This is a genomic window from Pseudomonas mandelii (assembly GCF_002251635.1).
Taxonomy (GTDB): domain Bacteria; phylum Pseudomonadota; class Gammaproteobacteria; order Pseudomonadales; family Pseudomonadaceae; genus Aquipseudomonas; species Aquipseudomonas mandelii_B.
Genome location: NZ_NMOJ01000162.1, coordinates 1 through 8887 on the forward strand (window position 1 = coordinate 1; position 8887 = coordinate 8887).

At 60.0% G+C, this 8887-nt stretch carries 9 protein-coding genes; 3 read left to right on the plus strand and 6 right to left on the minus strand.

What is annotated here, in order from left to right; genetic code table 11:
* Positions 1-10 precede the first annotated feature (10 nt).
* Together B7L09_RS20735 and B7L09_RS20740 are read right to left on the minus strand one after the other, a co-directional pair.
* Positions 11-592, minus strand: coding sequence for a YjfI family protein (locus tag B7L09_RS20735; protein ID WP_094470401.1), 582 nt, complete (start codon positions 590-592; stop codon positions 11-13).
* A 282-nt stretch (positions 593-874) separates the two neighbouring features.
* A complete protein-coding gene (locus B7L09_RS20740; RefSeq protein WP_094470402.1) occupies positions 875-1429 on the minus strand; it encodes a cysteine hydrolase family protein in 555 nt (184 codons plus the stop codon).
* Between the two features lie 104 nt (positions 1430-1533).
* Between B7L09_RS20740 and B7L09_RS20745 the strand changes: the two genes are divergently transcribed.
* The 3 genes from B7L09_RS20745 (at position 1534) to B7L09_RS20755 (ending at position 4688) form a co-directional block, all read left to right on the plus strand.
* Positions 1534-2526, plus strand: coding sequence for a GlxA family transcriptional regulator (locus B7L09_RS20745; RefSeq protein WP_094470403.1), 993 nt, complete (start codon positions 1534-1536; stop codon positions 2524-2526).
* 304 nt (positions 2527-2830) lie between these two features.
* Positions 2831-3940, plus strand: coding sequence for a DUF3182 family protein (locus B7L09_RS20750; protein ID WP_094470404.1), 1110 nt, complete (start codon positions 2831-2833; stop codon positions 3938-3940).
* A complete protein-coding gene (locus B7L09_RS20755; protein ID WP_094470405.1) occupies positions 3930-4688 on the plus strand; it encodes an alpha/beta hydrolase family protein in 759 nt (252 codons plus the stop codon). Before B7L09_RS20750 ends, B7L09_RS20755 begins: the two co-directional genes overlap by 11 nt.
* Positions 4689-4746: 58 nt before the next feature.
* On the opposite strand, the gene B7L09_RS20760 is transcribed toward B7L09_RS20755, so the two are convergent.
* The 4 genes from B7L09_RS20760 to B7L09_RS20775 all read right to left on the minus strand — a co-directional run bounded on the left by B7L09_RS20760 (position 4747) and on the right by B7L09_RS20775 (position 8756).
* Positions 4747-5757, minus strand: a complete 1011-nt coding sequence (locus tag B7L09_RS20760; RefSeq protein ID WP_094470406.1) for a lysylphosphatidylglycerol synthase domain-containing protein — start codon at positions 5755-5757, stop codon at positions 4747-4749.
* Positions 5744-7039 (minus strand): cardiolipin synthase ClsB, encoded by a 1296-nt coding sequence (clsB, locus tag B7L09_RS20765; protein ID WP_094470407.1) that lies wholly within the window; start codon positions 7037-7039, stop codon positions 5744-5746. The genes B7L09_RS20760 and clsB overlap by 14 nt, the downstream gene beginning before the upstream one ends.
* A complete protein-coding gene (locus tag B7L09_RS20770; RefSeq protein ID WP_094470408.1) occupies positions 7036-7833 on the minus strand; it encodes an endonuclease/exonuclease/phosphatase family protein in 798 nt (265 codons plus the stop codon). Before B7L09_RS20770 ends, clsB begins: the two co-directional genes overlap by 4 nt.
* On the minus strand, positions 7830-8756 hold the full coding sequence (locus B7L09_RS20775; protein ID WP_094470409.1) for a DUF72 domain-containing protein: 927 nt from the start codon (positions 8754-8756) through the stop codon (positions 7830-7832). The genes B7L09_RS20770 and B7L09_RS20775 overlap by 4 nt, the downstream gene beginning before the upstream one ends.
* Between the last annotated feature and the right edge of the window lie 131 nt (positions 8757-8887).

The following is an 8887-nucleotide window of genomic DNA, read 5'->3' on the forward strand; positions in this document are numbered from 1 at the left end:
TCCCGAATAATTAATTGAAGAAACGTTCGAAGGCTTCGCTGGCGCGCTGCACGTTATCAACCAGGGTTTTCACCTCGGTCACGATGTTGGTCAGGCTGGAGTCGGAACTCAGTGCGCCGAACATGTTGTAAACAACTTGCCCGTTAGGCATGGACTCGATACCGATCGAAGACAACGGGAACATTTCCCGGCTGCGCAGCACCGCGTCATTGAATGCGGTTACGTCGTTGATGGACTCGACGTCGACCAGCACGGTGTCCACGATGATCTGCTCGCCCACTACCGCGATGTAAATCGGCAAGCCCCCGAAGTCGTTCATTTCCAGCTTGATGCTGGACTCGGAGCCTTGAACCAGAGAAAGCGTAATGTCGTTGGACACCACTTCGTCCAAGGCCTGAAAAGCCGTGAAGAGGCGATCGATATTCCAGTTTGTACCTGCGCTCATGAAATTCTCCGACATGAATGAGCCAGCCAGAATCGGCTGGCGAAGCTGTTTCTCCATCTGCTTGAGCAGGCTTCGGTTTTCGGGAAGCACCCAAGTCTCGTGTTTCACATAACCGGCGGCTGCCAGGCCCGCGCGCATCTGCTTCATGTAAAAGCTCGACGGCTTTTTCGCGGGCGACTTCAAGCGCTCTCCCTTGCGGCTTGCTGAATCGGTATCGGGCCCTGCTGGCGGGCTCGATGGAGAGCTGCTTTTCATGGTACTGACCTCGTTGTGAAAAACTCACGCGTGAGAAAATCTACAGGTAAATCTCGGCTTGCTCAATAGCTCACGCGTGAGATTTTTTGTCATACATTTTTCGCTCCACGAAAAAGGCCCGCAGCGCTCAAGCGCGGCGGGCCCTTTTTGGAATTTGATCAATACGTTGCGTGGTTAGCGGTTAGCCGCCAGGAATTCGTCAGTGGAAATCACGCTCGCATAGGCGAAACCCAGGGCCGACATAAAGGCGGCGTGAACGTGGGCGGCGGGCACCGTGACGCCGTTGAATTCCAGATCGCGTGAGGCACAGGCGTCGTGGATCACGGTGACGGTGTAGCCAAAGTCCGCGGCGGCGCGGGTGATGCCGTCCACACACATGTGGCTCATGCTGCCAACGACCACCAGTTCCTTGATGCCTTGCTCGTCGAGGATCGATTTCAGTTCGGTTTCACGAAACGAGTTGACGAAGTGCTTGAGCACCACCGGCTCATCGGCGCGGTTCAGAACTTTGGGGTGCAGCTTCGCGCCTTCGGAACCCGGGGTGAAGAAGGGGGCTTCTTCGGAGGTGAACTCGTGACGGATGTGCACCACCGAATCACCGGCGTCGCGAAAGGCTTTGAGCAGACGGACGGCGTTGTCGGCGGCAGCGTCGGCGCCGACCAGCGGCCACTTGCCTTGAGGGAAGTAGTCGTTTTGGATATCGACTACGATGAGTGCTTGCTTGGCCATGACTGTTTCCTCGAAATAGGTGTGTTGGGTGTGGAACGAAGTATTGGCTCTGGCAGGCCTTCCGAGGATTGGCCGCACCGACAATAGAAGGGGGAAAACTGACAATGGACGCAGAAAGGGCAATCGCCGAACTCGGTGTGCTGATTTATCCCGGCGCGCAGATGGCGGCGGTGCATGGGCTGACAGACCTGTTCGGGGTGGCCAACCGGATTGCCGCCGAGCATCAGGCTGCGCAATTGCCGTTGCTGCGGGTCAGCCATTGGCAAGTTGATGGCGAGCAGGCGCCCGAGCGGGTGTACGACAGTCATCCCGGGCCCGACCGCACCTTGGTGGCGGTGTTGATTCCGCCATCGATTGCCGGATTTTCCGAAGGCCAGGCACCGCAGGCGTTGATCCACTGGATGCGTCAGCAACACGCCCGGGGCGCGACCCTCGGCGGCGTCTGCGTGGGCTCGATTCTGCTGGCGGAAAGCGGCTTGCTCGACGGCCGCAGCGCCACCACCCACTGGACCTCGGCCAAAAGCTTCGCCGAGCGTTACCCGACCATCAAGCTCATGGCCGACACGCCCATCGTCGACGACGGCGACCTGATCACCACCGCCGGGCTGATGGCCTGGTCCGAGCTGGGTTTGCGCCTGGTCGACCGTTTGCTCGGCCCGAGCATCGCCACCGGCACCGCGCGTTTTCTGGTGGTGGAACACAGCGACAGCGCGAGTGAATGCGGCAGTAACTTTTCACCGATTCTCAGCCACGGCGATGCGTCGATTCTCAAGGTTCAGCACTGGCTGCAAAGCACCGGTGCCACCGACGTGTCGCTGACGGCGATGGCCGAGCGGGCAGGGCTGGAGGAACGCACGTTCCTGCGCCGTTTCCGCGCAGCGACCGGGTTGAAACCCACCGAGTACTGCCAGCACCTGCGGGTCGGCAAGGCTCGGGAAATGCTTGAGTTCACCAACGGCACCATCGATCACATTGCCTGGACGGTGGGGTATCAGGATCCGAGTGCGTTTCGGGCGACGTTCAAGAAGATTACCGGGTTGGCGCCGAGTGATTACCGGTCACGGTTTGGGGTGATGCCTACTGCCGTATCACGGTAGTCGAAACACCCCAAATCCCCTGTGGGAGCGTGGTTGGGCCTTGGTCGTGCAAAATGCAGGAGCTAGAACTCTCGTCGTGCNCACGGTAGTCGAAACACCCCAAATCCCCTGTGGGAGCGTGGTTGGGCCTTGGTCGTGCAAAATGCAGGAGCTAGAACTCTCGTCGTGCAGAATCGAGCAGGCGTCGTGCCATTACGATTTCTGCAACCGATTGAATTCAATGACGTTTCGATCAAGCAGCCCTTGGCTTGATCTCTGCACCCCTTCAACTACATTCATCAAAAGCCGATTGAAAGGGGGACGCATGACCCCAACAAACCGCAAAAAACTGGTGGTCGCCCATTCGGTCCGCCCCGAGGCGCCCCAGCACGAAGTCGAAACCAATCGCGCGCTGGCGCGTTGGCTGGCTCAAATCCTCGGGCTCAAGTTCGGTGGCAGTTACGACCCCGAACTTCACAACGGCCGGGACCTTTATCTCTTGCCGACCCAGACCCTGGTCGGCGTCGCTGCCGCCCGGGCTTTGGGCGTCACGGGGCCGGAGGATCTGTGGGGCGGTTACGTTGACCACGATTTCATCTGCACCAAAGCCATCAGCCACGGGTTGCGCAACAAAAATGCGCAGGCACCGGAAGGCTGGTCACCGTTGTTTTCCGAACGCGTACGCAGCGTGGTGCTCGATGGCCTCAGCGTGTTCTCGTTCGACGATGCGCGACCGGCGGCGGAGCATTTGCTTTACGCAGGTCCCATCCGCATCAAGCCGATTCATGCCTGCGCCGGACGTGGACAGGAAGTGATCAAAAGCCTCGACCAGTTCGACGCCGTTCTGGCTCGCCCCGATGCCAGGGCACTGTTCAGCGAAGGCGTGGTGCTCGAGCAGGATCTCGACAAAGTGATCACCCACAGCGTCGGCCAGAGCTTTTTCGGCGGCAAGGTGCTGAGTTATTGCGGTGATCAATACTTGACCGAAGACGGTCGGGGCGAGCAGGTTTATGGAGGTTCCAATCTGTTGGTGGTGCAGGGGGATTACGAAGACCTGCTGAAACTGGACCTGCCTGACGATGTGCAACGGGCGATCCGGCAGGCGCAAGTGTTCGACAGTGCCGCAGACGAGGCCTATCCCGGTTTTTACGCCTCGCGCCGCAACTATGACATCGCCCAGGGCCTGGACAGCAGCGGCAAACAGCGCAGCGGCGTGCTCGAACAGTCCTGGCGCATGGGCGGTGCCAGCAGTGCCGAAGTGGCCGCGTTGCAGAGCTTCGTCAACGACCCTGGGATGCGCGCGATTCGCGTGTCTTCGGTGGAAACCTACATCCACCAACCGCTGCCGGCGGACGCCATCGAGGTGTATCGCGGGCCGGCGGAAAACAGTGACTTTCTTCTCAAGTATGTGACGGTTAAATCTTATGACGGCTAGAAGCGAAAGCATTGCGATCGATATCGACGACGAACAGATGAGCGGCACATTCCTGACCCCAAAATCGAAGGTGCCAGGCGTGCTGTTTGTGCACGGCTGGGGCGGCAGCCAGGAGCGCGATCTTGCGCGGGCCAAAGGCATCGCCGGTTTGGGGTGTGTGTGTCTCACGTTCGACCTGCGCGGCCATNCNGGCGGCACCGGTATTCCGTTGTCCCGCGTCACTCGCGAAGACAACCTGCGCGACCTGTTGGCTGCGTACGACCGCTTGCTCGCCCACCCGGCGCTCGACACTTCTGCCATTGCGGTGGTCGGCACCAGCTACGGCGGTTATCTGGCCTCTATCCTGACGTCGTTGCGCCCGGTGCGCTGGCTGGCGCTGCGAGTGCCTGCGCTGTATCGCGATGATGAATGGCACACGCCCAAGCGGGAACTGGACAAGGCTGATTTGCGCGATTACCGCAACACGCTGGTGCGTGCCGACAGCAATCGCGCCTTGCATGCCTGCTCGCAATTCACTGGGGATGTGCTGCTCGTGGAGTCAGAGACCGACGACTTCGTGCCGCACGCAACGATCATGAGCTACCGCGCCGCGTGCCAGCAGACGCATTCGCTGACGCACCGGATTATCGACGGTGCCGATCACGCGTTGAGCGAGCCTGTTTCGCAGCAGGCGTATACGTCGATCCTGGTGGACTGGATTACCGAGATGGTGGTGGGTGAGCGGTTGAGCATTATTCAATCGAAGTGAGATGTGCAGCGTTTTTGAGGACGCCATCGCGGGCTTGCCCGCGATGGCGTCCACGAAATCAACCTGACTCTTTGGGCTTTTTAGCAATCCGCAGCGACTTCGCCTTGGCCTCCACCACCAGATACATCACCAACGTAATCAGCAACGGCAAGATGAAATAGATCGCCCGATAAGCCAGCAACCCCGCCACCAGGCTCCCCCGCGAAGCCTCATGTTGCAGCAGCGCCACAAACACCGCTTCCAGGACCCCAAGGCCGGCAGGAATATGGGTAATCACCCCGGCAATCGCACTGATCAGCAACACGCCCAGCACCAACGGGTAATCCAGTTTGCTGGGCAGCAACGTGAAGATCACCGCCGCCATCAGCGACCAGTTCAGCGCTCCGAGGGCCAGTTGCAGCACCGCCATGCGCAAGGACGGCAGGTTGATTTCCACCCCGCGTATCGCCCATTCCCGACGTTTGGAGAACTGGCACGCCGCCAGATACCCCGCGCTCACCAGCAGCAACAACACCCCCACACCTTGCAATGCGCCGCTGCTCAATTTCCAGCCCGGCGGCATTCTGACCAGTCCGCTACTGAACACCGCGCCCGCAATCACCATGTAGCCAAACCAATTGGTCGCCAGGCTCAGCCCAAGAATCTTCGCGATATTACCGGTGCTCACCCCGAGCCGTGAGTACAGCCGATAACGCATGGCGATCCCGCCGACCCACGCGCTCAGGTTGAGGTTGAACGCATAGCTGATGATCCCCACCGGCAAGATCTGCTTCCAGCGCAATGGCTGGCGAATGTAGGTGCGGCCGATCAGGTCGAAGCAGGCATACACCAGAAAACTCATCAGCGTCAGGCCGGACGCAATGATCAGCGTGCGCACCTTGAAATCGGCCAGGGTGTCGAAGACTTCGTTCCATTCGATGCGCTGGGCGAGCATCGTGAACAGCACGATCAGCGCCAGGAAAAACAGCATCGTCAGCGGTTTTTTCCAGCGGCTCCAGCGTGTTTTCTTTACCGGGTCAGTTGTTGCGCTGTCGTCGTGAGCTGCCGAGTGAGCCTCAACGCGGTCCATGGTGATCGCTCCCGGCGGGATGAGTGAAGGGTTTCAGACGAGGTTTATGCGCCGGCAGCCAACCGGCCCACGCCGGGAAATGGCGCAGGAAGTGAAACACCAGAAAGCCGACGGTCATGTGCCAGATCCGTCCGCGCGGCGACTTGTCCGCTGACATGGCTTTGCAGTGGTTATTGCTCAGCACCTCAAGCCGTTCGAACAGATCGTGGTTGAAGGCCCGGTCGCGGATCAACACGTTGGCTTCCAGGTTCAGCGACAGGCTCAACGGGTCCAGGTTGCTTGAGCCCACGGTGCTCCAATGGTCATCCACCAGCGCGACTTTGCCATGCAGCGGCCGTTGGCAATACTCGTGAATCTGCACGCCGGCCTTGAGCAAATAGTCGTAGGTCATGCGCGCGGCCAGTTTGGCCACCATCATGTCCGGTTGCCCCTGCAGAATCAGGCGCACGTCGACGCCACGGCGAGCGGCGTTGCGGATTTCGCGCAGCAAGCGGTAACCCGGAAAGAAGTAGGCATTGGCGATCACGACCCGGCGCTGGGCACTGCGCAGCACCTGCCGGTAAACCTCTTCGATATCCGTGCGATGGTCGCCGTTGTCGCGGTACACCAGCCGGACCTGGCCGTCGTGGTCACTGAACGCCATTTCCGAACGCCTCTGCCGGCGGCGTTGCCACCAGTATTTGGCGCGGGCCGGGCGGCCACTTTGCAGCAGGGCGAAGTGATGAATGTCGGCCACCGCCGGGCCTTGCACTTCAACCGAGTAATCCTGCTTGGCCTCGGGGCCAAAATCCCCGAGGTGGTCGGCAGAAAAGTTGATCCCGCCGATAAACGCCACGGCGGCGTCCACCACCACAATCTTGCGGTGCAGACGGCGGAACCAGTTGGTTCGGATGCCCAAACGCTTGGGTGCCGGATCGAATATTTGCAGGCGCACACCGGCCTGGCTCAATGCAGTGAGATACCCGGTGGTCAACTCGCCACAGCCGAACCCGTCGAGACTGGCGGTGACCCGTACACCGCGTTGTGCGGCTTCAATCAGCACTTGTTGCAGCTCATTGCCGACCTTGTCCTCGAACACAATGAAGGTTTCCAGGAGGATTTCAGTCTTGGCCTGGCGCATGGCCTCGAATACCCGTGGGAAATAGGCTTCGCCGTTTTCCAGCATTTCCACAAGGTTGTTGCCCTGCCAGCCGTATTCGACGTCGACCACGCCGGGTTCACGCACCGGCGGGGTAGTCGGCACGTGTTCAACGGTGGCTTTTTCCATCGGGGCGCTGCTCATAGCTCGATCTCCACCGACAGCGGTGCGTGGTCGGAAAGGTGTGACCAGGGACGTGCCGCCAGCACTTGCGGACGGCTGGCCTTGAGGTTGCGCACATAGATACGGTCCAGGCGTAACGCCGGCAGTCGCGCTGGAAAACTGCGCGCCGGTTTACCGAGATGCTCGGCAAACACCTCGCGCAGTCCGCAGGGCTTGAGCAAGGCATCGGCCCGTAGGCGCCAATCGTTGAAATCGCCGGCGACAATCACCGGGGCGTCGACCGGAAGGTCTTCAAGGCGTCGCGCCAGTAACTTCAGTTGTTCCGTGCGGTGGCTCTCACGCAGCCCCAGATGCACGCAAATGGCATGCACTTCCCGGCCATCGCCCGGCAGGCGCAGCACGCAGTGCAGGAGGCCGCGGTTCTCATGGCCGCTGATCGANANGTCGAGGTTGTCGTAGCGGATGATCTGGAATTTCGACAGCAGCGCATTGCCATGGTCGCCATGCGGGTAGATCGCGTTGCGACCGTAGGCGAATTGCGGCCAGATGCTGTCGGCGAGGAATTCGTACTGCGGCATGTTCGGCCAGTCNCTGTANCGCTGGGGATGATGCTCGTGGGTGCCGTGGACTTCCTGCAAAAACACCACGTCGGCAGACACGCTGCGCACCGCTTCGCGCAATTCCGGGAGGATGAAGCGTCGGTTAAGCGCGGTGAACCCCTTGTGGGTATTGACCGTCAGCACGGTGAAACGGCGCACGGCAGTGATGATGGGTTGCTGTTCGTCGGTGGTGCCGACCGGTTCGGAAATGCTCATGGCAATACCCCTTCGGCAGCAGGTTCGCCGGGGGCGGTAGCGAGGTCTTTGTCGAGATGGAAGTGCTCAAGCAAGCGTCGCGCATCGAAGGGGGCGCGGACCTTGATGTCGTTGTCGAAATAGCAGAATACTTCCCGGGACTTGCGGGTTTTCGGCTTTTGCCGAGGTGCGATCAGCTGCGGATCCGCCGGTTGTTGGCCGTGGTTCCAGGCGTCAATCCGCTCGCCCCAGCGCTCCAGTGCCTCAGCGGTGTAACCGCTGGCGTAGAGTTCTTCGGCGCCATGCAGGCGCAGGTAGACGAAATCACTGGTGACGTCTTCGCGGTATGGCCATTTTCCGGCGGTATCGGCGATGACCAGGGCCACGTTGTAGCGTTTGAGCAGGCGCACGAACGACGGATCAATAAAGCTCTCGTTCCTGATTTCGACCGCATGGCGCAGTGGCTTTTTCTTGTACGCCTTCATGCTGGCGGGGCCGTGCAGGTGCGAATCGTGCTGGCAGGCTAGGGCGGCCGCCTGTTGGGTATCGTGGGGCAATTGCTCGAGGAAGCTTTCGAACAGCTCGACGTCGAATTTGAAATTGGGCGGGAACTGCCACAGGATCGGGCCGAGTTTTTCTTTGAGCTCAAGGATTCCGGAGGCAAAGAAATTCGCCAGCGGTTTATGAATGTCCCGCAGGCGTTTGATATGGGTGATGAACCGCGGGGCTTTGACGCTGAACACTAAGTCTGCCGGGGTTTCGGCGTACCACTGAGCGTAACGTTCAGGCCGTTGCAGGGCGTAAAACGATCCATTGATTTCGATGCTGTTGACCGCCCGTGATGCGAACTGCAATTCGCGCTTCTGGGTCAGCCCCTTCGGGTAGAAACCTCCCCGCCAGGGTGTGTAGCGCCAGCCTGAAATACCGATGTGAATCGCCGCCATGTCGCCTCCCGTCTAATGGTCCTCGGTTGCCCCTGTCTTTTGATGACTTCGGGGCGGGGGAGAAAGTTTCGACGGGTTTACGGACGGTACACTTTCAAAAAATCACAGCAGAACCTGTGGGAGCGGGCTTG

Excerpts from the sequence above, each read along its gene's own strand:
- B7L09_RS20735 (WP_094470401.1), bottom strand. The coding sequence starts at position 592 with ATGAAGCAGATGCGCGCGGGCCTGGCAGCCGCCGGTTATGTGAAACAC.
- B7L09_RS20740 (WP_094470402.1), bottom strand. The coding sequence starts at position 1,429 with ATGGCCAAGCAAGCACTCATCGTAGTCGATATCCAAAACGACTACTTC.
- B7L09_RS20775 (WP_094470409.1), bottom strand. The coding sequence starts at position 8,756 with ATGGCGGCGATTCACATCGGTATTTCAGGCTGGCGCTACACACCCTGG.
- clsB (WP_094470407.1), bottom strand. The coding sequence starts at position 7,039 with ATGAGCAGCGCCCCGATGGAAAAAGCCACCGTTGAACACGTGCCGACT.
- B7L09_RS20750 (WP_094470404.1), top strand. The coding sequence starts at position 2,831 with ATGACCCCAACAAACCGCAAAAAACTGGTGGTCGCCCATTCGGTCCGC.
- B7L09_RS20745 (WP_094470403.1), top strand. The coding sequence starts at position 1,534 with ATGGACGCAGAAAGGGCAATCGCCGAACTCGGTGTGCTGATTTATCCC.
- B7L09_RS20760 (WP_094470406.1), bottom strand. The coding sequence starts at position 5,757 with ATGGACCGCGTTGAGGCTCACTCGGCAGCTCACGACGACAGCGCAACA.